We start from the raw sequence: 25,892 nt of genomic DNA, 5'->3' as shown, positions 1-25,892 counted from the left end.
GGCCAAGAAAACTATGTATTTTTTATTTTAGCATCTTTCGCTCCAAAATCGACCAAGCCTGATAGAGAAAGGGTGGAAATGAATGAAAGAAACCTTGAAATCACAATTTCAAAATGTGCGTTTCACTGTATTCGTAGCTTTAGCCTTATGGTTGAAGACATATATTATTACACGCACAAGCTTTGATTTAAAACTTGAATCTTTCATGCAAGAATTCATTTTATTCCTTAGCCCATTAGCAGCATCATTACTGCTTGTTGGTCTTGCATTATTTGCAAAAGGGAAAAAACGTAACTATATAGCACTTGGAATTAATTTTGTTTTAACAATCGTTCTTGTTGGTAACGTAATGTTCTACGGATTCTACAATGACTTCGTTACTTTACCAGTACTAGGACAAACATCTAACTTCGGAAGTTTAGGTTCTAGTGTGAAAGAATTGTTTAACTACAAAATCATCCTTGCATTTGCTGATATTATCGTATTCTTCATTTTATTGAAGAAGATGAAGAATTTTGCACCGACAGAGCGTGTAGCACGCCCAATGCGTTCCCTATACTTCGTGTCAACAGTTGCTATTTTCTTCGCAAACTTAGGACTGGCAGAAGCCGAGCGTCCTGAACTATTAACACGTTCATTCGACCGCGTTATGCTTGTTAAAAACTTAGGTTTATATGTACACCAAGTATACGATCTTGGCTTACAAGCAAAATCAAGTTCACAAAAAGCATTTGCCGACGGTAGTAAATTGCAAGAAACAGAGAATTACGTAAAAACAACACAAAGTAAACCAGATCAAAGTATGTTTGGTACTGCAAAAGGGAAAAACGTAATTGTTGTCTCTCTTGAGTCATTACAAACATTCTTAATTGGTGCAAAAGTTAACGGACAAGAAGTTACCCCATTCTTAAACCAATTTACGAAAGAAAGTTATTACTTTGATAACTTCTTCCATCAAACTGGACAAGGAAAAACATCTGATGCTGAATTCTTAGTAGATACTTCAATGTATCCACTAGACCGTGGTGCGGTATTCTTCACACACGGTAACAACGAATATACAGCAACTCCAGAAATTTTACGTCAGCAAGGATATCACACATCGGTATTCCACGCGAACAACGCAACGTTCTGGAACCGTAACATTATGTATCCGGCACTTGGTTATGACCGTTACTACAACGAGCTTGACTACAAGATTACGCCAGAAACAAAATTAAATTGGGGATTAAAAGATATCGAATACTTCGATCAATCTATCGATATGTTAAAAGAAGTGAAGCAACCGTTCTACACTCGCTTCCTTACGTTAACAAACCATTACCCATTCACTTATGATGAAAGCACAAAATTAATTGATGAATACAATTCTGGTGATGGCGTATTTGACCGTTACATGGTAACTGCTCGCTATTTAGACGAAGCAATGAAACACTTTATTGAGCGTCTAAAAGCAGAAGGTATTTACGACAACTCAGTTATCGTATTCTACGGTGACCACTACGGTATTTCTGAAAACCATAACCGTGCAATGGCACAGTTCTTAGGAAAAGAAGAAATCACTGCGTTTGACCATATGAACTTACAAAAAACACCGATGTTTATTCACGTTCCAGGTCAAAAAGAAGGTAAAACAATTTCAAAACCAACTGGTGAAATTGACATTAAACCAACAATTCTAAACTTACTTGGTGTAGATTCTACGAACCAAATTCAATTCGGTCATGATGTATTCTCACCAGAAAATAAAGGATTCGTTGTTCTTCGTGATGGTAGCTTCGTTACAGATAAGTACATGTACACGAACAATACATTCTACGACCGTGCTACTGGCGAAGTTGTACAACTACCAAAAGAAGAATCTCAACCACTCATTGATCGTGCCCAAAATGAATTGAACATGTCTGACAAAATCATTGAAGGTGACTTACTTCGCTTCTCTGAAAGTAACAAGATCAAAACTGGTGAAGTAAAGACAGCTATTAAAGAAGAAAAGAAGAGCGCTGAGTAATCTCAGCCTCTTTTTTTTATATTTCTCCATACAATCACTTATATTCATTAACTTTAACATTACATAACCTTTACCAAATATTCACATAGAATTAATGAAACATCTCTATAATAAAATTTGTAAACGAGGTTCTATATATTTCTTATCTCTCATCTGTAATAAGATCCCTTAAAGAAATATGCGAATCGTTTATTTATACTTTCTTATAATTGTCTTTTAATATGTTTTGTTTCCATACACAAAACATTCAATAAGACGATGTCCCTATCAAAGATAGCTACCCTCCTTGTGCAGCATTCCATAAGAATGTTGCTTTTTTTTATTTAAAAGCAGGATTCTTATTTCTTATTTTCGAATTTGTATATACAAAATGCTCTAAAACACCACTACTTCTCTACCATTTACAAATACATATACGTCATATGTAAAGAATGACTCACGTAAAAATTACTATAGTGATTTTTATTCCGAATGGATTACAGTTTCACTTTACTTATGCACTTACGAAAGGATGGGACGGAAATTGGCATATGAAAGATTTGTAATTTGGAATGATGCAGTTATTGATACAACGAAACAAAAAACGTACATAGGACTTGAAGAAAGAGGCTTACAGTTTGGAGATGGTGTCTACGAGGTTATTCGCCTATATAAAGGGAACTTTCACTTATTAGATCCGCACATCACAAGATTATATCGCTCCATGGAAGAAATAGAATTAACACTTCCTTTCTCAAAAGCAGAACTTATTATCCTACTTTACAAACTAATTGAAAGTAATCATTTCCACGAAGATGGAACGATTTATTTGCAAGTATCTCGTGGTGTACAAGCTCGTACCCATACGTTCTCATATGACGTCCCTCCGACAATCTATGCCTATATTACAAAGAAAGAAAGACCAGCATTATGGATTGAATATGGTGTACGTGCCATATCAGAACCGGATACGCGCTGGCTACGCTGTGATATCAAATCATTAAATTTATTACCCAACATATTAGCTGCTACAAAAGCGGAACGAAAAGGTTGTAAAGAGGCACTTTTCGTACGAAATGGTACTGTAACTGAGGGAAGCTGTTCTAACTTCTTTCTAATCAAAAACGGAACTCTTTACACACATCCAGCTAATCACCTAATTTTAAATGGAATTATTCGCCAATATGTTCTTTCTTTAGCGAAAACCCTCCGCATTCCAGTACAAGAAGAACTATTTAGTATTCGTGATGTTTATCAAGCGGATGAATGCTTTTTTACAGGAACGACGATTGAAATTTTGCCGATGACTCATCTGGATGGAACCGCAATCCAAGATGGTCAAGTTGGCCCTATCACTAAAATGCTACAAAGATCCTTTTCTCAAAGTTTGTTACAATCCAATATGTCATCTTCTTAAACACGAATAATTTCTATCCTTTCTACATCCAATATATGTATTTAATTGAAAATCAAGGCGTGAAATTCATGCCTTGATTTTTCTTGTAATCTTTTTGTCATATTCAGATTCCCGCATAAGTCTTGACAGTAATCGACATGCTCTTTAGAATTTTTAACAGTTGGTAAATATTTCTTCACTACATTACAGACAGAAAGGAATCGACAAATTATGAAAAAATACCTTGCCGGTCTTGCGGCAGTGTCTGTAGCAGGAGGAGCAGCACCTACACTTGATAGTGTTCAAGCTGCCCCAGAACAAAACACACAAAAAGCTGCTACAACTGTCCAAGCTTCTGCATCAAACAGCTCATCTTATACGGTAAACGCTAGCGTATTACATGTTCGTGCAGGATCAAGTACTTCACACGACATCATCTCACGCGTTTATAACGGTCAATCCTTAAACGTGATTGGCCAAGAAAATGGTTGGTTCAAAATTAGCATTAATGGACAAACCGGCTTTGTTAGCAGCGAATTTGTATCAAAAAATGGAGCAAGCAATTCTAATGTAAGTACAACAGGTGGAAACAATAAAGTTACTGCTGATGTATTACGTGTACGTACAGCTCCAAACACTTCTAGTTCTGTTTCAGGACGTGTATATGAAGGACAAACATTAAACGTAATTGGCCAAGAAAATGGTTGGGTGAAAATCAACCATAATGGACAAGTAGGTTATGTAAGTAGCGAATTCGTATCTGGCGTTTCTTCAAATGCGGGTTCTTCAAACAACAATACGAATAATAACAACCAAGAATCTGTAAAACCAGCAAGCGGAAACTATACAGTAAATGTATCTTCCCTTCGTGTTCGTACAGGTCCTAGCACTTCTCACACAACTGTAGGTTCTGTTACAAAAGGACAAGTAGTACAAGTTGTTGGCGAAGTTCAAGATTGGTTCAAAATCAATTATGCAGGACAAACAGCTTACGTAAGCAAAGACTACGTAACAAAAGGCGGTTCTAACGACAACGTTACACAAGGAAACAACCAAGATAATAAACAAGAACAAAATAATAATGTAACCGTTCAAACTGGTGGTACTTACGTTGTTAACGCAACATCTCTACGCGTTCGTACAGGCCCTGCTGCTTACCATAGTGTAATTGGTGGTGTGTTAAATGGTACTACATTAAACGTAGTTGGCTCTGAAAACGGTTGGTTTAAAGTAAACTATCAAGGAAAAACAGGCTTCGTTAGTAGCGAATTTGTAAAATTCGTTAAAGGTGGCACTGCTACTCCTGAACAACCGAAGCAGCCTGAGCAGCCAAAGCAACCTGATCAAGGTGCAATTGGCGACTACTACATTAATGCTTCTGCCTTAAACGTACGTAGCGGCGAAGGTACAAATTATAGAATCATAGGCGCACTTCCACAAGGACAGAAGGTTCAAGTAATCTCTGAAAACTCTGGATGGAGCAAAATTAACTACAACGGTCAAACCGGTTATATCGGAACACGTTACCTTTCTAAAACACCAGTTGGTGGCGCAGTAGATAATAAGCCTAACAACAACCAAAATAACAATCAAAACAATAATCAAAACAATAACAACAATAATACAGGCAATAATAGCGGTGACAGTTCTTCCATACTTGCATATGCAAAAGGAATGCAAGGCGTACCATACGTTTGGGGCGGTACTTCTGCTAACGGTGTTGACTGTAGTGGCTACATTTACCACGTATTTAAGAAATTTGGTCATAACATTAGTCGTCAAAGTGTGGCGGGATATTGGGGTAGCCTACCACAAACTTCAAATCCACAGCCAGGTGACTTAATTTATTTCAAAGACACTTATAAAGCTGGTCCTTCTCATATGGGTATTTACCTTGGAGGCGGATCGTTTATCCAAGCTGGAGATAAAGGTGTGGCAATCGCTTCATTAAGTAACTCTTATTGGAAGAGCCATTTCTTAGGATACACAAAAGCACCTTAAGTTATATTTTTAGAGCCTTCTAGATTACTAGAAGGCTCTTTTTAGTATGTGTCACCTATATCCCCGAAAAAATAATATATCTATTTCCCTATTTCATACACTATATTCTACAAAAACAATCCATAACGTTATCATAATGTATATTTTTACATAAAAAACATAACCTATTTCATGTCTATTCATTTTATATGTGTTTTTTTGAAGAATTTTCTTTTTATTTAAACTTTTCGTTAGACGTTTGACCTCTGATGTCCATTATGATAAGTTACTTAAGATGTTATATTTGCAGAAGTATAGACAACTGTTTTATACATTTTTTTACTATGAGGAAGGAGCACACACTGCATGAATCTTTTATGGGGAATTGGCGGCGTGATTGGAGTATTAGCAATCGCTTTCTTACTATCTTCCAACCGCAAAGCTATTAATTGGCGCACAATTTTAATCGCGCTAGCATTACAAATGTCATTTTCATTTATCGTATTACGATGGGATGCCGGAAAAGCAGGTTTAAAACACGCTGCAGATGGCGTTCAAGGATTAATTAATTTTTCTTACGAGGGAATCAAGTTCGTTGCTGGGGATTTAGTCAACGCAAAAGGCCCTTGGGGATTTGTATTCTTTATTCAAGCACTACTTCCAATCGTATTTATTAGTTCATTAGTAGCAATCTTATATCATTTCGGTATTATGCAAAGATTTGTTAGTGTCGTTGGTGGCGCATTAAGCAAACTTCTTGGAACTTCTAAAGCAGAAAGTTTAAACTCAGTAACAACTGTATTTTTAGGACAAACTGAAGCTCCAATCTTAATCAAACCTTACTTAGCACGTTTAACAAATAGTGAATTCTTCGCTATTATGGTAAGCGGTATGACAGCTGTTGCCGGATCAGTTCTTGTCGGCTATGCAGCAATGGGTATTCCGTTAGAACACTTATTAGCAGCAGCAATTATGGCAGCTCCATCAAGTTTATTAATTGCGAAACTAATTATGCCAGAGACAGAACAAGTAGATAATAACGTTGAACTTTCTACAGAACGTGAAGACGCAAACGTTATTGACGCAGCGGCACGTGGTGCATCTGAAGGTATGCAACTTGTTATTAACGTAGCAGCAATGTTAATGGCTTTCATCGCATTAATTGCTTTATTAAACGGTTTATTAGGATTAATTGGCTCTCTATTCGATATTAAACTTAGCCTTGATTTAATCTTCGGTTACTTACTATCACCATTTGCAATTTTAATCGGGGTTTCTCCTGGTGAAGCTGTACAAGCAGCAAGCTTTATCGGTCAAAAACTTGCAATCAACGAATTCGTTGCATACGCGAACTTAGGACCACACATGGCAGATTTCTCTGATAAAACAAATCTAATTTTAACATTCGCAATCTGTGGATTCGCAAACTTCTCTTCTATCGCAATTCAATTAGGTGTAACAGGAACTTTAGCTCCTACTCGCCGTAAACAAATTGCACAATTAGGGATTAAAGCAGTTATCGCTGGTACATTAGCAAACTTCTTAAATGCAGCAGTTGCCGGTATGATGTTCCTATAAAATAAAGCAAAGTCCCCTCTTTAGAAAGAGGGGACTTTTTATCATGTTCTTTACCTTTTCGGTATATATTAAATACCCTATGTCTAAATATAAAAACATTATGATACAATAATTAGTAAGTTTTTTTATTTTTTCTTACAGAAGAGGAATACTACTTATTGTTGCTCTCTCAAAAAGAATCTAGTCATCCGGTCTATTTCTTAATAATTGCGCATACTACAAGTATCCTTGCATGAATTATCTTTAAGGAGGAAAGTTTTGTGAAAGATAACTTCTATAAAGTCCTCTCTATGTGGATTTTACAAATTTTATTTTATTTTACAACTGTACATGTAACGCAATATGAGCATGCTCTCATTTTTACAATTATATATGTAATTGTTAATGTACTATTTCTATTTTTGGCTGATAAAACTGCATTTGTTCTCTTCATATTAGGAACCATTATTTCGGTGTTCTACCTATTCTACCAAGCATGGCTTTACTTATGGAGCACATCAGATCAATGGGAATATATTATTACTCATTTCCTAATGGCAGCAAACTTCTTCATTATATATATATCAACTCATTTATTAAAGAAGGTTATTCATGAAAATAAAGAATTAACCGAACGTGTGAGAACGTTAGAACAGTACATTGGAGAATCAAAATTATTAACAAGGCAAGAATTCGAAAGACGACAAGCATTATTAATAAATGCAATGAATCGTCGTAATGAAACAGGCGTTATGATTTATTTTGACTTCACTTCCTTTAGTAAATATACGAAGGAAAGTGTTATGGACCGTGTAGCTTCATTATTAGTTGAAACGGTAAGAGCTGACTTTGACCTTGTTGCTGAATATGATAACAACACATTAGTCATTTTATTACAAAACACAAATGAAGCTGGTGCCGATATTGTAATGAACCGTCTACAGCCCAAAATGGAAAAATGGCTTGCAGCTGAGGCAATTCAAGACATTAAGATTAAACGAGAACAAATCGCTACAAAAGGACCGACAGTATTATGATGACACTCGTTATACTTCTTTTATTCCTCCTGTTTTGCTTACTCGTTTTTTGGATCAGCATCACATTTTCAATTAAATATGTACTTATTTTTACAGCCTTTCTGTTCTCTGGCTTACTCGTTTACTATTCTTTCTTAACACTCGCAGGTTTAGTTCACCGAAATAGGAAACAAAAAGATCGTACGTTAGAACATTATCCAAGTGTCGACATTTTAATACCTGCCCACAATGAAGGCGTAGTTATTAAGGATACTTTAGAGGCGATGGCGAAGATTGAATATCCAGGCAAACTAACTGTTTATTTATTAAACGATAACTCTCAAGACGAAACACCGGAAATTGGTGACGATTTTGACAAAGCTTATGCTCATATTCGTCACATTCGTGTTCCGGCGGGTGAACCAAAAGGGAAATCGCGTGTACTAAACTATGGTCTTAGTATTTCAGATGGTGAATATTTCTGTGTTTATGATGCAGATAATCAACCTGAACCACACGCTTTGCGAATGCTTGTAGAATACGCTGAAACAACTGAGGATGCTGTTGGAGCTGTTGGACATGTTCGTACTGTAAATGAAAAAAGAAACTGGCTAACAAGAATGATTTCATTAGAATTTCAAATCTTCCAGCTCCTTATGCAATCCGGACGCTGGTTATTATTCCAAACAGGTTCACTAACAGGAACAAATATGCTTCTTCGCCGCTCTGCATTAGAAGAGCTTGGTGGCTATGACCCTTATGCCATTGCAGAAGATGCTGAATTAACATTACGTATTACACAAAAAGGCTATCTCTTACCGATTGTTCCAGAATCGGTTACATGGGAACAAGAACCTGAGCATTTAAAAATCCTTATTAAGCAGCGTACACGTTGGCTCCAAGGGAACTTGTACATTTTAGAAAAAATGTTTTCCTCATTAAGCTTCTTTAAAGGAAAGCTTCTCGTCCATTCCTTACAACAAGTTTTAGTGTATGTTGTATTTTGGCTATTCTTAATCATTTCAAACGTTTGGTTTGTAATTGGATTACTCGGGATATTCCAAATTCAATATAGCATTCCGCTACTATTTATGTGGTATGTCGCATATATTACATATGTTTCTCAATTATTTAGTGCCCAGAGTGTGGAACGAACCTTTACACCAACTAATATTTTTATTAGTGTTATCATGTACTTTACGTACGCACAGCTCTTTACGTACTTATTCATTCGTAGCTTAATTTTATACTTACGTGCAAAGAGCAAGAAACAAGTCATTGGCTGGGATAAAACAGTTCGATTTAAAAAAGATAAATAATAAAAATAAGCACAGAGCGCCGTATGCTCTGTGCTTATTTATTGCCGTATAAATTATATATCAGACAATACCCCTTAGCTGAAAGTAATTTCACGTCCATCCCCCAACGAACGATCGACCTTCATTTATATACGAAAAAGTGATTGCTATTTTTGTAGAACCAATTGCTTCTCTTGCTGTTCTTTGCGCGTTTCAGTCTTAGGTTCCGTGCTTTCTTGGACACTACGATGCGCCACACGTTTCAAACAAATATGCTTCCACTTTCTTTCGTAACGTTTCATTATTCTAGATGTCCCCCTTGAATACGCTTTAAAACTATTTGAAATCGCTTACAGGAAATAATATAGCACATATACATAAACGTGACAACACATTTCCGACAATTTTTTGTCAAAAATATGAATAGAATTTTTAAATTATCGAATATTGTCGAAATATATCGTTTTTTCTTCATATAAAGGGCATACTACTTATAATAGTAAAGTATTTTATTTCCCTTGCTTGTATGTAAAATCCCTTCTATATAAAGTGAAACTTTAATCAGGTTTGGTTTTGTCCATCCCCCACTGAATATTAGCTCGCAAATAGCGGGATAAAAAAAGAGCTGATACAAAATCAGCTCTTTTTCCTTCTATTATTTATGACGCTTCATATGCCCTTCTTTTTGTAACTCTTTAAATAATGCTGCCATCATAAAGAAAATAACAAATACGAACGGGAATGCCGCAATAATAGCAGCCGTTTGCAGTGCTTCTAATCCGCCAACATATAATAGAGTAGAAGCTATCGCTGCTAAAACGATACCCCAAACCATTTTAATGCGGTTTGGCGGATTTAAACTACCATGCGTCGTTAACATTCCTAGAACGAATGTCGCAGAATCTGCTGATGTAATAAAGAATGTTGCAATGAGTAGAATGCCTAATACTGATAAAGCTGATCCAAAGCTTCCCATCTGATCGAACATAGCAAATAATCCTACTTCTGTTCCCAGCTCTTTAACTTTTTCAAAGATATGTGCATCACCAAATAGCTCCATATGAATACCTGTTCCGCCAAAAACAGAGAACCAAAGTGCACCAATTACGGTCGGTACGAGTAAAACGCCAATAACAAACTCACGAATCGTACGTCCTCGTGAAACACGAGCAATAAATGTACCTACGAATGGTGACCATGCAATCCACCATGCCCAATAGAAAATTGTCCATGACTGAATCCACTGATTTCCGCCTTCATCTAATGGACTTAAACGGAAACTCATGCTTGGCAATTCCTGAATGTAAGAACCAATTGTTGAAGTAAAGTAATTCATAATAAAGTTTGTTGGACCCGCAAATAATACAATGATCATAAGTGCAAACGCAAAAATAATGTTCGTATTACTTAAATATTTAATTCCTTTATCAAGACCTGTTTGCGCAGATAACATAAATAACACTGTTACGATTGCAATAATAACTAACTGAGTCGTTAATGAGTTCGGGATAGATGTTAAATAACTAACACCACCGGCAATTTGTTTTGCACCAAGTCCTAATGACGTCGCAACACCAAACACAGTTGCGAAAACAGCTAGCACATCAAATGAATGAGCAATACGCCCATGTTCCCCGCTTTTAAATAACGGACCTACTGTCGCACTAATCGTACTTGCTTTCCCTTTTCTAAAAGTAAAGTAAGCAATACACAGCGCTACAAATGCATATAATCCCCAAGGATGTAATCCCCAATGGAAAAATGAAAAGCGTAGTGCAAGGCGCGCACTTTCCTCAGTTGCACCTTCTCCAAACGGAGGTGCATACAAATGGTTTAATGGTTCGGCAACGCCCCAGAAAACTAAACCGATACCCATACCAGCGCTAAATAGCATAGCAAACCATGTCATATAACTATAATCAGGTTCGTCATCATCTTTACCTAAACGAATAGAACCGTATTTCGACACAATTAAAAAGATAGACACACCTAAAATAATAGAAACAGAAATAATATAAAACCATCCAAACTTACTAACTAATGCAGTTTGAATTGCGGTTGTTACATTTCCTAGGCTACCTTTTCCAATAATAGATTCGGGAATAATCCCCCAAAGTGTAAATGCAATACATAATGTTAATGAAACGATGAATGTTTTTGTCAGTTTCCTCATCAAATCCCCCTTCTTAGGTTTCACTTTTGTAAATAACATAAATTCCGATATGTAAAATCGGATAGAAAACTATGATTTTTGCGGTGATTTTCTTACTTTCACCTTCACCAATTCGAATTCTTATGGACAGCCTTACCTTCCGTATAACCTTTTCACTCTGCAAGAGCTACGAGATCGAAATACTGCTGTCAAATTGTGCGAGAAAAATGCGGATGGGAATGTATTTTCCCAAAAAAGGATGTGTTACAGATGTAAAAAAGGGCAAATTTCTTCCTTGCAACCCTTTCTTTTTGTAACAATTATGCGGTTTTTTTGCTAGTATATAGCACGTGTTTATAGTTTCACAAACGAAATGTTTATGTTTATATAACTATATTACCCATAAAACGGTAAAATACTCAAGGAATGTAATCGTTTAGTAAACATTACGTAACACTCTTGTAATATTTTTATTTACGCCGAAAACAATATGTTGTATTAAATATTTTGAATATAAGTAGAAACCTACTAATCACATAGAATGAAAAACGCTTTCCTATATTTTTTGTTATATTACAGGATATTAACGACTTATTACGAATGGTTTGTAATTGTGTGTTTTCCCCAAATCCGAAAAAATCTGTTGCTATAATGAGGACACGAAAACAAACGCAATGGAGGCTATCATGAAAAAATTAATTGGAATAGCAACAGCAGCAGTTTTTGGTCTTGGGATTTTCACATCATCTGCTAATGCAGAAACTGTTGTAACAACAGACGTACTAAATGTACGCGAAAACCCTACTACGGAATCAAAAGTTGTCGGTAAATTACTAAACGGTAATAAAATAGATGTTCAAAATACAGAGAACGGATGGTCAAAAATCACTTTAGATGGTAAAGACGCATTCGTAAGTACAGAGTTTACAAAAAGCATCTACTACGTAACAGCTAACGTATTAAACGTACGTGCTGAAGCGAACACAGACTCAGAAATTCTTGGAACGCTTAAGAAAGACGATATGATTGAAACAACGAACCAAGTACAAAACGAGTGGTTACAATTTGAATATAACGGGAAAACAGCTTATGTTCACGTTCCTTTCTTAACAGGTACAGCACCTGTTATCGAGAAACAAGAACAACCTGCTCCTGCTAAAACTGTAGCACCAGCTAAAGCGCCTGCAGCACAAGCAAAACCAGCTGCTAAGCCTGCTGTTAAAGCTGCTGAAACTAGCGAACCTTCTAATGGTCGTGAGTTAACAGTTGTAGCTACAGCATATACAGCTCATCCGAGCGAAAACGGTGGCACATATGGCGGCCGTGTATTAACTGCAATGGGTCATGACTTAACAGCGAACCCAAACATGAAAATGATCGCTGTTGACCCGAAAGTAATCCCATTAGGATCTAAAGTATGGGTAGAAGGTTACGGAGAAGCTATCGCTGGAGATACTGGCGGTGCAATTAAAGGTAACCGTATCGACATCCTACTTGGATCAGATAGCGCTGCCCAAAAATGGGGACGCAAAACTGTTAAAGTGAAAATTTTAAAATAACCAATGACTGCTAAAGCCGGTTCTCTTTGTTGAGAGCTGGCTTTTATTTTTTTATAATAACTATTAAGGAGGCTATGTCCATGAATGTACAAGCAAAAGTAGACTGGATCGGTACACCAAAACCGTATATATATAAAGATGAAGTAACATACGATGCTACTTCCATTGACTTTTCACTCGCCGGTGATGACAATCGATATAAATTAATTGTGCTCAATTTTGAAGAAAATACCCATTACAAATTTGTCCAATATGGAATCAAACCCGGCTCACAAAAGCCATTTCCTATCGACATTCCATTCGAACAAAACATGTTACCAATTATAGAACAAATATTACATGACCCATATGTACAAGTTGTATTAAAAGAAACGCGTTCATAATGGTAAAAAGGGATATCACCTCGCCGGATTTTTTCAGCGAAGTCATATCCTTTTTATTTTCCCTTCGTGAACACGAGTAGAGAAAAATATATTAACGGTTCGACACAAAATATCGATTTACTAGCAAAGAGTTACAAGAAAAATAAACTACAAAAAAAGAGGCTGTTCAACAATATTGAACAACCTCTCTCCTTTATTAGCGAGTCGGACCAGATACTTCCTCTGACTTAAGCGTATTATTCGCTCCAAGAGAATGGTACAATATTTTTCCGTTTCCATTCACAGTTACAATATGTTCGTTATTAAAACTTTTGAACTTCACAGATCCATCAACGTAACGAATATGGTACTCTTCATATGTCGTTACTTTATATTTCGTCTCACTTTGACGCTCTACATTACGAACTTCCATCGTTAATAAGTCTTCTGTAATTCCTTTTTTGTGTAAATACTGTATATAATCACGGTCTTCCTTGTACGATTTCCCGCTCTTATCATAGTTATTTTCAATTAGACTAAAATCATTTAATGAAATCGCACGTACATTATCATAAATATGATTTCGTACAAAGTCACCAACAGCCGAACTTGATGTTTCTTTCGGGAATTTTAAGTAATACGTGCTTTGGTCTCCAATTTTAATACTTTCAGATTTCATTACACCAAAATCAGTAGTTTTCTCTAAATATACTTCTACTGTTTCATCTGTCGATACAGGACCAAGATTATAACTTCCATAAGTTAATTTCCCACGTTTTTTACCGTTCACAAACACAGTTGCATCATTTTCATCAGAAGAAATCTTTACATACTTTCCTTCAAGTGATAAATCAACTTCTACTTTCGCACTCTGTTCATCTGCTAAATCTACTTCTTTCACTGTTTCTAATTCAGTCAGTTCGGTCTTCGCAGTCGCCTTTACAACATACGTACCTGGGAAGTATGGTCCTAATTCTTTGGAAGTTTTATCACTAGAAAGCTCGGTTTCTTTTTTGTCATTCACATATATTTCAGCTTTTTTTGCAGTTGTATTAACGCTCATGTAATAAGATTTCATGCTGAACTTATACTTCGGATATAAGAACCACTCTTTTCCGTCTTCGACAATTTGTCCATCTTTAAAGGATGCTTTATCTTTTACTAAATTTTGATTTATAGTCTCTTTCTGTAAATAAGATAATAATTCTTTATTATACGAAGGATTCTCCTTTAAATAACGTATGTACGCTTTAATATCTTCTGTCTTAACCTTTAAGCTTGGATCATCTGCTTTCACAAACTCATCAATTGCGTTGATTTCTTTCTTTTGGAATGCTTCAATCATTACATTCACTTGCTTTTCTTTTGAAAACTTATTTGCTCCAAATTTATATGCTCCAAATAATACAGCAGCAATGATGAGGCAACCGATGATTAAAAATAAATTTTTCTTACTTTTCACTGGTTTTATCTCATTTTGTACTTCTGTGTATGAAGCAGCAGTGTTATCAACAATTACTTCAACTTTGCTTCCGCATTCAGGACAAAAGTTCAAATGGTCTGCAACGTTCTTTTTACATGTTCCACAAAACTTCAACATGTTCTCCCCCTATTTTTTAGCTAATTTCATTCCAGCAAATGCCGCCACATATGTCACGATAAAACTAAACATAGTTAAATATACAAATGAATTTTGCATAGATAGTACAGTACCGCCCGCTCCAAATAAATTCATTACATTTCCAGATACATCAATTTGGAACTTAGAAATGATGTTCATTACAACCATCATAATTGTATAAGAACCGCTACAAACAGCTAGTGTGATATACATGTTCGCAGTTGGTAATTTCGCTAATTTCCTCCCAGCCATGAACATAAAGAGTGCTGGAATAATAAGTAGTAATAAACCGTAATGGAATGCACCATTTACTTCTTCTACTTCAGCAAGATCCTCTTGGTTTCCGCCTTGTGCAATTATAATATCCTTTATTCCGATACCATTTACGGAAATACCTGACACCAATGAAAATGTTAATTTGTTATCAGATGCTTTCTTACTAAATTTTTTAAATTCATGATCCAATGCTGGACTTGCTACTTCTACCGGAGAAAAATGAGTCATACTCCATAATTGAGGTGTTAATTCTAGCGCTAATAATACACCTTGTGCTTTAGATTCTTTCATTTCTTTTAACGGTGCAGCACTGTCTACGTTACTTACTAACGATACAGCTAAGATGCACATTACTACCGCTGTCACTAAAAAACCTTTTATCATCGATGAAATTCCATAATAAATAGACGCTCCATATGGTATTAACTCTTGAAGGGCTACTGCCATATTGTTTTTACTTGTATGAGCAATAAATCCTACTAAAGTAAATAACGTTCCGCATACAAATCCACTCAAGAAGCTCTTAATCGCTGAATATCCAACTGTAATCTTCCCTGCATCCGAGAATGGAATTGTAACAGATTGTGATGCTATAAAGCTTATAATGAATAAGAAGACCCCGTAAATAATACCAACTGTTGTCGCTACAAAAATTTGATCCTTAATCGTTTTTGCAACATGCTGTTTTCCTAACCATATTCCTGTTCCAGCGAAAATAATAAATGGAATGATTAATAATAATGTAAATGGAGTATGCCAAGATAAAGATAATATCAATCCACTATCATCACCTGCTGTAAAACCAAGTAAATGGTAATTTAACAACGTAGCAGTTGCGCTTGCATAAAAACTCGGCAGCATTTCTAACTCTTTCGCAAATTTACTAAGCATCTCACTTAATATAGACGCAAATAATACACTACCAATCCATCCTGCAATTAACATGAGAATACTTGCAACAGCTCCACCAATAAAACCTGTTTTTAACACGGCTTTATTTGCTTTAAATTCAACTTTAGGAGCACCATCTATTGTAGGAAATTTTACAGCTTGTTCTTTTTTCTTTACAACAAATAACGAATGCCCACAATTTTGACAATATAAATTTTGCTGAGCATTTTCATTACCACAGCCTTTGCAATATTTCGCAGTATCTTGTTCTAACGTTACTGCATCCGTAGCTCCCGTAATCTCCATACTACCTTCATTTGGGCAATAATTTACTTCTTCACCATGTTGCTTTCCGCACGTGCGACAATACATCTTATTCACTCCCCACTTTGCTTAATTCCACAAACCGGACAGTAAGTAGAGTTTTTATCGATATGCTCATCACATGAAATACAATTTGCCGTTTCACCGTCATTTTCTACCGCTAACATCGGGTTAGGATTTCCGCATGAGCCACAAAACTTATCATTCATCGATAAAGGTCCACCACATTCACATGTAGCTTTCTCACCTTGTTGTTTTTGCAATTCAACAATGCGTTTTCTCGCTTGATAAATAGCCACATCAAATTCTTGGACTGGAGCAATCATTTCTTTTAAACTGGATTCATTTACTCCGTGCCCTCTTAATTGAACATACACTTGTTGTCCAACCTCTAATAGAACTTCTGCCTTTTTCTGCATTTGCACTTGCATTCCCTTTTTCAATTGAGCGATTTCTTGCGCAACTTGTAACTTCATCTTCCCTTGCTCAATTCCTTCTTGTAACTTATTCATTCCACTACCTAATTTCGTCTGTAAATCTGACAAATGCTTTTTCCTCCTATAAAAATATAGTAATATATAAAATTAACATTTTATATATTACCATGATTTTCAATTTATGTAATCCGAATTTCATTTTTTCTGTTTTGAGCATTTTTTGTTTATAATGGTAAAGGAAAGAAATATGTGTACGGAGGAATATTATGCTGCAACACTCAATTACGAAAGATGAAATTATGATGATTGCGAATGAGTTCGTTCAAGGACTAGATCCACAGCAAACAGCTGATCAGGAACATGTCGCTACAGCTCGGCACCTATATCGTAGTGGTGTTGTCTACAACGTTGACTTTGATGGTTATACGCTATCAGGAACTGTAGATGCTGAAGGCAGTGTATATAGCGTCCATATACCGATTCGTAACGTCGCTGAAAGCTATTGCGATTGCTTCGCACCAACGCAATGTGAGCATATGCTCGCTGTGTTACTATCTGCAGCGTCTAGTTTCGGGCAAGTAGGAGATGTATTAACTTTATTCAAAAATAATACGAAACCTTCCCTTCCTCCTATTCGAACTGCAAGACAAGTATTGCAATCATCAGCTTTTGAAGAAACGGATTATAAAAGTTGGCAATCCTATTTTGATAACGAATATGAATCATTTAAGAAAGAACAAGCTCGGCTTACTTATAAACAAATGTATTTTCTTATGAGTATTTTTACGGACTTCTATACGAAACTCGAGCGGAAAGCTCCGCGTATCGTTGCGATACATGAACTGTTCAGGCTACATGCAGCGCTTTATTGCTTTCAAAAATTATTAGAAGAAATTCAGGACTTTGAAGCAAATAAAACATATTCTTATCATCAGCCTGTTAACGTCGTTCGCCTATTTGTAGATAAAGTGGAATCCATCGTTCGGGACTTACAATCAGAAGCGATTCCTTCAGAGTCTGAATCAATTTTGCAAGAAACAGCTCGTCTCGTTCATGAAGTATTCTTCTCCACTGACGCTTATACGCAAGAGAGATATTTTATTTATCGTCACATATGGAGTGAACTCTTACACAATAAAGAGCAACTGCAAGAAGAAGAAAAACGAATCGATACGAAAATCAATCCACTTTCCAAAGCATTAGCATCTTCTCATCTACTCTTTTTAAATGACGAAGACCTATTAGCGATGGACTTACTACAGAAACAGCCTGCTTCTGTTGTGAGTCTATACTTCTATTGGTTAGAAGAGCTATTAAATGCAATGAAGTGGGATCGTGCGAAAAATTGGCTTTCCTTTACGTATAAACAAGTGAAGAAAACGATACATGAGCACGAAAATACGATTTTCATAAAAGATATCGTTCGCTTATTTGTCATCATGTATGAAACGTATGCAACCCATACAAATGAACAAGCCGGATTCGAAATGATTTTGCAAGAGCTATTACCATATAGTTTCGCAAACTATGAGCAATACGTACTCGCGAAAAAGCAATATCGCACATGGGCAGAACTTCATCTCTTACATGGATTTGAAGCAATTGAACTTTTGAAAGAGCCGCTGAAAGATATCGAAAAGGAAGCACCAGAAGCAGCACTTCCTCTTTATCACCTTGCTGCTACCGAGGCCATTGAAGAGCGAAATCGCAAATCATATAGACGTGCAGTTCGTTACTTAAAAAAATTACGTACATTATATAAACGATTAAAGCGTACCGATGAATGGGATGCTTTCATTATTCACATCGCAAACTTACATTCACGTCTGCGTGCACTACAAGAGGAATTACGGAAAGGAAAATTAATCGATGATCAATCAAACTGAGGTAACAATTAGGCTCCAGCACGTTAGTCACGGTTGGTTCCTTTGGGGAGAAGATGACAGCGGTACTCCATTATCCGTAGCAAGCTGGAAACGAAATGCATTTACATGGCACTCCACTTCCTTCTACGGCACGTTTCTTAAAGAAGCAACCTTTGAAGGAAAACAAGGTGTTATGCTAACAAACGCACAAGCATTTGAATACATCGCTAATAAACCGATGAACTCCTTTGCACACATTCAAATGAACGGCCCTATTACAGCACTTACGGAAGATGCGAACGAATTATGGGATGCCTTCACAAGCGGTAGCTTTGTACCTGATATGGAGCGTTGGCCCAAACAACCATCTTGGAAAGTACAACATACACCGATTGAAGATGATACATTAGCATCTCTTTTCTCGTCCGCGGTAAATGAAAGCATATTACAAGATAACCGCTCGAACGACGGATGGGAAGATGCAAAGAGACTTTATGAACATTACGAATTTACGAAAAGACAATTGGATGCAGCACTACATGAGGAAGATTGGCTTCGAAAAATTGGTTACATTGAAGATGACCTTCCCTTTACAATCGGACTACGGCTACAAGAGCCGCAAGAAGAGTTTGAAATGTGGAAGCTTGAAACAATTGTTACACCAAAGCGTGGTGCTCATCGCATATATGTATATGAAAACATCGATTCTTTACCAAAACGCTGGCACGATTATGAAGAGCGTATTCTTGAAACACAAGAAGGTTTCAGTAAGCTCGTGCCATGGTTAAAAGAAGGGGATACATTCCGAAGTGAGCTCTTTGAAACGGAAGCGTGGAACTTCTTAACAGAAGCAAGTAACGAATTACTCGCCGCAGGTATTACGATTTTACTACCATCATGGTGGCAAAATTTAAAAGCGACAAAACCAAAATTACGTGTACAGCTGAAGCAAAATGCGACGCAAACGCAATCTTTCTTCGGCATGAATACGCTCGTTAATTTTGACTGGCGCATTTCAACGAACGGGATTGATTTATCAGAAAGCGAATTTTTCGAACTCGTTGAACAAAACAAACGGTTATTCAATATAAATGGTCAATGGATGCGACTGGATCCAGCCTTTATTGAAGAAGTACGAAAGCTAATGAACCGTGCCGATAAGTATGGACTCGAAATGAAAGATGTCCTTCAGCAACATTTATCAAACACGGCTGAAACAGAAATTGTCGAAGAAGATAGTCCGTTTACCGATATTGAAATCGAACTAGATGGATATTATGAAGAGCTATTCCAAAAACTATTACACATTGGAGATATTCCAAAAGTAGATGTCCCTTCTTCATTAAACGCCACACTCCGTCCGTATCAACAACATGGCATTGAGTGGTTATTATATTTAAGAAAGCTTGGATTCGGCGCATTGTTAGCTGACGACATGGGACTTGGAAAAAGTATTCAAACGATCACTTACTTACTACATATAAAAGAGAACAATCTCCAAACAGGCCCTGCTTTAATCGTGGCACCGACATCTGTTCTTGGAAATTGGCAAAAAGAATTTGAGCGTTTCGCACCAAATTTACGTGTTCAGTTACATTATGGAAGTAACCGAGCGAAAGGCGAATCATTTAAAGACTTCCTTCAATCAGCAGATGTTGTATTAACATCTTATGCATTAGCTCAGCTTGATGAAGAAGAACTTAGTACGTTATGCTGGGATGCTGTTATTTTGGATGAAGCACAAAATATTAAAAACCCACATACGAAACAGTCAAAAGCAGTCCGAAACTTGCAAGCCAATCACAAAATCGCTTTAACCGGTACACCGATGGAAAACCGACTTGCCGAGCTTTGGTCTATTTTCGACTTCATTAATCATGGATACCTTGGCAGCTTAGGACAATTCCAGCGCCGCTTCGTCTCACCAATTGAAAAGGACCGTGACGAAGGAAAAATCCAACAAGTTCAACGTTTTATCTCACCATTTTTACTGCGCCGAACGAAAAAAGATCAAACAGTCGCATTAAACTTACCAGATAAACAAGAACAGAAAGCTTACTGTCCACTGACTGGTGAACAAGCTTCCTTATATGAACAACTTGTTCAAGATACACTGCAAAATGTAGAAGGATTAAGCGGGATTGAAAGACGTGGATTTATATTACTAATGCTGAACAAACTTAAACAAATTTGTAATCACCCTGCTCTTTACTTAAAAGAAACAGAACCAAAAGACATCATCGAACGTTCCATGAAAACGAGCACGCTAATGGAACTAATCGAAAATATAAAAGATCAAAATGAAAGTTGCTTAATCTTCACACAATACATTGGTATGGGAAACATGCTAAAAAATGTGCTAGAAGAACATTTCGGTCAGCGCGTTCTCTTCTTAAACGGTAGTGTACCGAAGAAAGAACGTGACAAAATGATCGAGCAGTTCCAAAACGGAACATATGACATTTTCATCTTATCGTTAAAAGCAGGTGGAACAGGCTTAAACTTAACTGCTGCCAACCATGTCATTCACTATGACCGTTGGTGGAATCCAGCTGTAGAAAACCAAGCAACAGACCGCGCATATCGTATTGGTCAAAAACGCTTCGTTCACGTTCATAAACTTATTACAACGGGGACACTCGAAGAGAAAATTGATGAAATGTTAGAAAGAAAACAATCACTAAACAACGCCGTCATTACAAGCGATAGTTGGATGACCGAACTATCTACAGATGAACTAAAAGAATTGCTTGGTGTATAAAGTGAAACTTTAATCAGTGGGGGTTTCGTTCATCCCCCACTGATTATTAGCCCTCACCAATCGGGCTTTTACGGGCAGTTGTCCCCCACCTAACTTCTGTGCTTTCGCTGAATTTTGAGGTAGGGGTCTTACTGCCCGTTAATGCGGGATAAACAAAAAGAGCTAACCCCAAAAGGTTAGCTCTTTTTTCTATTCCAAAACCAATTACTTATTATAATCCCTGTTAATCCGCCGCACGTATCCAGCAATGAATCTTGCCACATCGGTGTACGATCTCCCGTAAACCATTGATGAATTTCATCAAATGTTGCGTATCCCGCAACGAAAAGGAGAGCGTATATGAAACATCTTTTTCTCGAATAACCCGATCGATGAAATGCATAATACGTCAATGAACCAAGCATAAAGAACACCATAAAATGAGCACCTTTACGAAGGAAAAACTCAATAAATCCGGCTACACCTTTATTTGCAATGCTAACAGGTGTACCACCGCCATAATCGATAGATACCCATGAAAAATGCTCTTTCACAAACTCAACATTTACATATTGTTCAATATCCGAACGCATATCCTGCTTTTTATATGGTTGTGCCGAAGAATAGAAAATCAACCCCATCCATAGTAAAACAGGAATCCAAAATAACCATTTACGATTCATTCTTCCGAAACCCCTCTCTTAGTCTTTTAAGAGTACCAAAAAAAAGAAAAAATTTCACGCCAAAACATGACATTCACGCCCTATTTATATAGTGAAAGGGGGTGATAAACATGGCAGTCGAAACAATCGTAATGGACTTAACTTTACGTCTTGTCTTAAATAATGGATTAGATAAGAACGGAAAAACAGTTTTCAAGAACAAACAATTTAAACGCGTAAAAACAAACGCAAACTTAGAGCAAGTACAAAACGTAGCACGTGCTCTTGCTTCCTTACAAGCATCACCACTGCACGCTGTACAACTTGTTAGCACATCAGATCTTTCTAGCCTATAAGATGAAACTTTAATTAGCGGGGGTGTTCATCCCCCTCTGATTGTTAGCCAACACCAATAGCTGGATAAATAAAAAGGAGGAATTAAAGCATGCAAGTACTAGAATTAATTTTCGCGAAAGAAGATGGAAAAACAGTTGTTTTTTCTATCGAAAAACCCATCACACCCGTCGATGCACAAGTTGTAAATCAAGTAATGGATACCATCCTTGCCTCATCTGTATTTTCATCAATGAATGAAAATACCCGAAAAAAAGGCGCTCGTCTCGTAGAGAAAAACGTATCTGAAGTTCCAATTATCCTATAAATCAGCCCTCACCAATCGAGCTTTTATGGGCAGTTGATTCCCCACCTAACTTCTTTTGTTTGCGCTGAATTTTAAGGTGGGGTCTTACTGCCCGGCAAATAGCGTGATAAACGAAAAGACGAATCTGCATCATTTTGCAGATTCGTCTTTTTTCTTTGGCATTTCAATTGGAATAAAGATTTTTGAAAAACCGACGCATACATATTTATAATGTTCTCCGCCTATATCAAATTCCGTCTTATATGTTGAGAAGAATATATAATCATCTCGCTTCGTATAATGATCAATTAATAACCCAACTTGCGGCTCAACATATTTCTTCGCCAACTTCTTACCAGCCGATGCTAAATCGCCAAGGAGACCCTCTTCATTTTCTTTTTGAACTTCGTCTAGCTTCTTACTTACATCATTACGTTTCATAAACTGCTTTGCTGCCCAGTCCGTATATTCACCTTTACTCGGATTACTATTTGCTAAATATACTAGAAGAACAACAACTAAAGCCATAATAATATACTTTTTCTTCATACTATCTCACCGCCTACTCTTTTCTATTTTCATATATATGTACAAGCGATGCAAATTAGAAAGACTATCATCTATTGATTGTAAACGAATGACCAAAATTTACAATACGAAACAAAAGATTAACAATTATTTTACTTAATTTGTATATAATGATATTAATGATACTTTATAAGGGAGGAATCGGAGTTATGAACGAGGAAAATGATATTTTTATTTCTAATTCTACAATGATGTTAGAGCCTTACAAACACCCTTATTATCGCACAAAGATTATCGACAGTAGCAGGAACCATTTTTACTCCTGCCAAACTGCTCTTCAACTCATCAAGCAATCTTGTTTAGCCAATGTTCATTCTACTTACCAAGGCAGACGTAATGCAGTCCAAACAAACTTTAAATTCAAGCAAAATGTCCCAATTCCAATTAATCATCGAGAATATATTTGTGCTTTCCCGACAGAATCTCCTTCTTCTCCAAACTGTATATGGCTATTTTATAACCATATAGATGACATAGAATTTTTCAAAAAGAGTAAGAAAGCTAACATTCATTTTTCAAATGGCACTACTACAACCATACACATTAGTCCCCATAAGTTAAAACAACAATTATTAAAAGCCGGATATGTATTATCACGTATGAACATGCAAGATTCAATGCAATTTAAAAAACTCTTATTACATTTACTACCTTAACAAAATAAGTAGAATGGAAAGCAATATCCCTTGCCTTCCATTCTTATGAAAATATTTATCCTCTTAAGCTATTTCGCATTTTCTCGAGTGCTTGCCGATACACCCACCTTACTTGATAATAGGTCATCTCTGTCTCTAAAGCGATTTCCCCCATCGTCTTCCCTACAAAGAAACGTTCAAAAATAATATACTTCTCCTTCTCATCTAACACACTCATAAAATCCTTCACTCTTGTTCCCACATCTTCAAAACGAAAGATATCCTCATACTCTCCTACACATACACACTTTTCTTGCACTGCAAACTCTTTCTTCAATCTTTCTAATATATAACCACGTACCGTTACAACTGCATATGCAGGAAAGCTTCCTTTCTCCGCATCAAATCTTTCATACGCATGCCAAAGGCCGATTAAACCACATTGATAATACTCTTCATAATCTTGACGAATACCTAGCTTCTTTATTTGATTTACAATCATCCCTTCATACAAAACAACTGCCTCTTTAAAAGTTGCTGGTTTCACACAGTACCCACTTCTAAAAGGTATACCTCTTTGTTATTCCGCCGGTACCTCCACAATATAAAAATAAAGAAGATAATTCACTGTGAGTAATTTCAAATACTACCGCTGAAATTTGAAATTACATGAAGTAGAATTTGAAATTCTGCTGGTGATATTTGAAATAAGGGTAAAAATAAAAAAGTTCCTTCTATACATTCGAAGGAACCTTTTGTTTATAAAGTGAAACTTTAATCAGTGGGGGTTTTCTTCATCCCCCACCTAACTTCTTTGCTTTCGCTGCATTTTGAGTTGGGGGTCTTACTGCCCATTAAAGCGGGATAAATTTTCAATTTATACTATTCTGTAGTTATACCTTTGAAAAGTCTATCAATTGCATATAGACCTGTAGCTAAAATACAGCTTATAACACCAACATATATATAAGGATTATTATTCAGCATATATTCTACAGCTAACAATAATGCAACTAACATGAACAAAAAATTTGCTGAGAATTTCTTAAACTATGTATCTTCTTCTTTTAACAAAAATGCAGCAATTAATTTTATAATTGCTGCTTTTCTTTCTAGTGACATGAAATATCAAGCTTATTGCACTAGTCCTCGTAGCGCACCAAAGCCAATTGTTAAGACGAAGAAGATAACCATAAGAATCGTTGCTTTCTTTTTGCTTAAACCAGCTGTAATTTGAAGACCTAACCATGTAATCACAAATCCCCAAATTGTAAATACTTCAATGCTATTTGCAATACCCTTTACAGCACCGCTGCTTGAAGCGAAAATCGGACCTAAACCAGTGTAAAATTCTTTCCCTGAACCACCTAGAATAAGCGCTAAAACTGTATTTATTAATAAGCCAAGTAATGAAATAATGTTTGAATATACAGTAATTGTTAATAATTTCTTATAAGAAGTATCATTGCTCATTAACATCATTAACACTTTGTATACTGCTGCGCTAATAAAGAAACCTATTATCATACCAATAACACCAAATACAAAACCAGCACCGAAAGTCATCACAGGTGTAACATTAACCCCTAATTCTTGATTGAGCTTAATTGATTCAGGTGTTAAAGAATATACATAAGTACTAATACCTCCAGTAATCCCCGATAGTAAAGAAAGTATCCAAAACGCACCCCAAACCGCATTACTGTTCTTCATTCTCTCAAACTGTTCACCTGGAGAAGTAATCATCCCTAATAATGACGGCTTTTTTCCACCTACATCTTGCGTATTAATATTCGCTTCCATTATAACGCCTCCTTCTATTTATATAACCCGTTCTAACGGGCGGTTCACTTCCTCATATAGAGGCTACGAACCGCCCACTAGAACGGTAATTTGTAGTAGA

General features: G+C 36.4%; 22 protein-coding genes. 13 read left to right on the top strand and 9 right to left on the bottom strand.

Features of this window, described 5'->3' with window-relative positions; genetic code table 11:
• The first annotated feature begins 82 nt into the window (after nucleotides 1-82).
• From CO726_RS09190 to CO726_RS09165, 6 genes are all read left to right on the top strand, one after another.
• Nucleotides 83-2,011: an LTA synthase family protein gene (locus tag CO726_RS09190; protein ID WP_099684051.1), complete on the top strand. Its 1,929-nt coding sequence runs from the start codon at nucleotides 83-85 to the stop codon at nucleotides 2,009-2,011.
• 511 nt (nucleotides 2,012-2,522) lie between these two features.
• Nucleotides 2,523-3,407 (top strand): D-amino-acid transaminase, encoded by an 885-nt coding sequence (locus CO726_RS09185; protein ID WP_098758909.1) that lies wholly within the window; start codon nucleotides 2,523-2,525, stop codon nucleotides 3,405-3,407.
• 210 nt (nucleotides 3,408-3,617) lie between these two features.
• Nucleotides 3,618-5,387 (top strand): C40 family peptidase, encoded by a 1,770-nt coding sequence (locus tag CO726_RS09180; RefSeq protein ID WP_099684050.1) that lies wholly within the window; start codon nucleotides 3,618-3,620, stop codon nucleotides 5,385-5,387.
• A gap of 345 nt (nucleotides 5,388-5,732) precedes the next feature.
• Nucleotides 5,733-6,944 carry a NupC/NupG family nucleoside CNT transporter gene (locus CO726_RS09175; RefSeq protein WP_099684049.1) on the top strand — a complete coding sequence of 404 codons (1,212 nt, stop codon included), beginning with the start codon at nucleotides 5,733-5,735 and terminating at the stop codon, nucleotides 6,942-6,944.
• Nucleotides 6,945-7,204: 260 nt separating this feature from the next.
• Nucleotides 7,205-7,960, top strand: coding sequence for a GGDEF domain-containing protein (locus CO726_RS09170; protein WP_136699485.1), 756 nt, complete (start codon nucleotides 7,205-7,207; stop codon nucleotides 7,958-7,960).
• Complete coding sequence (locus CO726_RS09165; RefSeq protein ID WP_099684048.1) at nucleotides 7,957-9,258, top strand: glycosyltransferase family 2 protein; 1,302 nt, start codon at nucleotides 7,957-7,959, stop codon at nucleotides 9,256-9,258. The genes CO726_RS09170 and CO726_RS09165 overlap by 4 nt, the downstream gene beginning before the upstream one ends.
• A gap of 146 nt (nucleotides 9,259-9,404) precedes the next feature.
• On the opposite strand, the gene CO726_RS32800 is transcribed toward CO726_RS09165, so the two are convergent.
• Both CO726_RS32800 and opuD read right to left on the bottom strand, forming a co-directional pair.
• Complete coding sequence (locus CO726_RS32800; RefSeq protein ID WP_000833067.1) at nucleotides 9,405-9,539, bottom strand: hypothetical protein; 135 nt, start codon at nucleotides 9,537-9,539, stop codon at nucleotides 9,405-9,407.
• A 353-nt stretch (nucleotides 9,540-9,892) separates the two neighbouring features.
• Nucleotides 9,893-11,410 (bottom strand): glycine betaine transporter OpuD, encoded by a 1,518-nt coding sequence (gene opuD / locus CO726_RS09155; RefSeq protein ID WP_099684047.1) that lies wholly within the window; start codon nucleotides 11,408-11,410, stop codon nucleotides 9,893-9,895.
• 665 nt (nucleotides 11,411-12,075) lie between these two features.
• On the opposite strand from opuD, the gene CO726_RS09145 reads away from it, so the two are divergent.
• Nucleotides 12,076-12,948 (top strand): cell wall-binding protein EntA, encoded by an 873-nt coding sequence (locus CO726_RS09145; protein ID WP_098758902.1) that lies wholly within the window; start codon nucleotides 12,076-12,078, stop codon nucleotides 12,946-12,948.
• Nucleotides 12,949-13,028: 80 nt separating this feature from the next.
• Entirely contained in the window at nucleotides 13,029-13,331 is a 303-nt protein-coding gene (locus CO726_RS09140; protein ID WP_099684046.1) for a DUF3910 family protein, read from the top strand.
• 196 nt (nucleotides 13,332-13,527) lie between these two features.
• On the opposite strand, the gene CO726_RS09135 is transcribed toward CO726_RS09140, so the two are convergent.
• Genes CO726_RS09135 through CO726_RS09125 form a run of 3 tightly spaced genes read right to left on the bottom strand, consistent with a single transcriptional unit; the run spans nucleotide 13,528 to nucleotide 16,967 of the window.
• A complete protein-coding gene (locus CO726_RS09135) occupies nucleotides 13,528-14,907 on the bottom strand; it encodes a zinc ribbon domain-containing protein (RefSeq protein ID WP_099684173.1) in 1,380 nt (459 codons plus the stop codon).
• A gap of 12 nt (nucleotides 14,908-14,919) precedes the next feature.
• Nucleotides 14,920-16,470: a zinc ribbon domain-containing protein gene (locus CO726_RS09130; protein WP_099684045.1), complete on the bottom strand. Its 1,551-nt coding sequence runs from the start codon at nucleotides 16,468-16,470 to the stop codon at nucleotides 14,920-14,922.
• A gap of 5 nt (nucleotides 16,471-16,475) precedes the next feature.
• Nucleotides 16,476-16,967 (bottom strand): zinc ribbon domain-containing protein, encoded by a 492-nt coding sequence (locus CO726_RS09125; protein ID WP_099684044.1) that lies wholly within the window; start codon nucleotides 16,965-16,967, stop codon nucleotides 16,476-16,478.
• 158 nt (nucleotides 16,968-17,125) lie between these two features.
• On the opposite strand from CO726_RS09125, the gene CO726_RS09120 reads away from it, so the two are divergent.
• Both CO726_RS09120 and CO726_RS09115 read left to right on the top strand, forming a co-directional pair.
• The gene (locus CO726_RS09120) at nucleotides 17,126-18,745 is read left to right on the top strand and encodes an SWIM zinc finger family protein (protein ID WP_099684043.1); all 1,620 of its coding nucleotides are present in this window, start codon (nucleotides 17,126-17,128) and stop codon (nucleotides 18,743-18,745) included.
• Complete coding sequence (locus CO726_RS09115; RefSeq protein ID WP_099684042.1) at nucleotides 18,729-21,485, top strand: DEAD/DEAH box helicase; 2,757 nt, start codon at nucleotides 18,729-18,731, stop codon at nucleotides 21,483-21,485. Before CO726_RS09120 ends, CO726_RS09115 begins: the two co-directional genes overlap by 17 nt.
• Before the next feature lie 176 nt (nucleotides 21,486-21,661).
• On the opposite strand, the gene CO726_RS09110 is transcribed toward CO726_RS09115, so the two are convergent.
• Nucleotides 21,662-22,147, bottom strand: a complete 486-nt coding sequence (locus CO726_RS09110) for a VanZ family protein (RefSeq protein WP_099684041.1) — start codon at nucleotides 22,145-22,147, stop codon at nucleotides 21,662-21,664.
• A 110-nt stretch (nucleotides 22,148-22,257) separates the two neighbouring features.
• On the opposite strand from CO726_RS09110, the gene CO726_RS09105 reads away from it, so the two are divergent.
• Together CO726_RS09105 and CO726_RS09100 are read left to right on the top strand one after the other, a co-directional pair.
• Nucleotides 22,258-22,482, top strand: a complete 225-nt coding sequence (locus tag CO726_RS09105; RefSeq protein WP_000257706.1) for a DUF1659 domain-containing protein — start codon at nucleotides 22,258-22,260, stop codon at nucleotides 22,480-22,482.
• Nucleotides 22,483-22,571: 89 nt separating this feature from the next.
• The gene (locus CO726_RS09100; RefSeq protein WP_099684040.1) at nucleotides 22,572-22,787 is read left to right on the top strand and encodes a DUF2922 domain-containing protein; all 216 of its coding nucleotides are present in this window, start codon (nucleotides 22,572-22,574) and stop codon (nucleotides 22,785-22,787) included.
• A 129-nt stretch (nucleotides 22,788-22,916) separates the two neighbouring features.
• Here the strand turns inward: CO726_RS09100 and CO726_RS09095 are convergent, their stop codons facing one another.
• A complete protein-coding gene (locus tag CO726_RS09095) occupies nucleotides 22,917-23,315 on the bottom strand; it encodes a DUF4359 domain-containing protein (protein WP_029441035.1) in 399 nt (132 codons plus the stop codon).
• Between the two features lie 188 nt (nucleotides 23,316-23,503).
• On the opposite strand from CO726_RS09095, the gene CO726_RS09090 reads away from it, so the two are divergent.
• Nucleotides 23,504-24,010, top strand: coding sequence for a competence protein ComK (locus tag CO726_RS09090; protein ID WP_099684039.1), 507 nt, complete (start codon nucleotides 23,504-23,506; stop codon nucleotides 24,008-24,010).
• Between the two features lie 55 nt (nucleotides 24,011-24,065).
• On the opposite strand, the gene CO726_RS09085 is transcribed toward CO726_RS09090, so the two are convergent.
• A complete protein-coding gene (locus tag CO726_RS09085) occupies nucleotides 24,066-24,536 on the bottom strand; it encodes a sigma-70 family RNA polymerase sigma factor (RefSeq protein WP_099684038.1) in 471 nt (156 codons plus the stop codon).
• Nucleotides 24,537-25,123: 587 nt separating this feature from the next.
• A complete protein-coding gene (gene yknW, locus CO726_RS09080; RefSeq protein ID WP_099684037.1) occupies nucleotides 25,124-25,792 on the bottom strand; it encodes a YknW family membrane protein in 669 nt (222 codons plus the stop codon).
• Between the last annotated feature and the right edge of the window lie 100 nt (nucleotides 25,793-25,892).

The sequence above is a fragment of the Bacillus fungorum genome (genome assembly GCF_002746455.1).
Taxonomy (GTDB): domain Bacteria; phylum Bacillota; class Bacilli; order Bacillales; family Bacillaceae_G; genus Bacillus_A; species Bacillus_A fungorum.
Note: the sequence above shows the minus strand (reverse complement) of the source record. Positions and strands in the feature narration are given on the sequence as shown.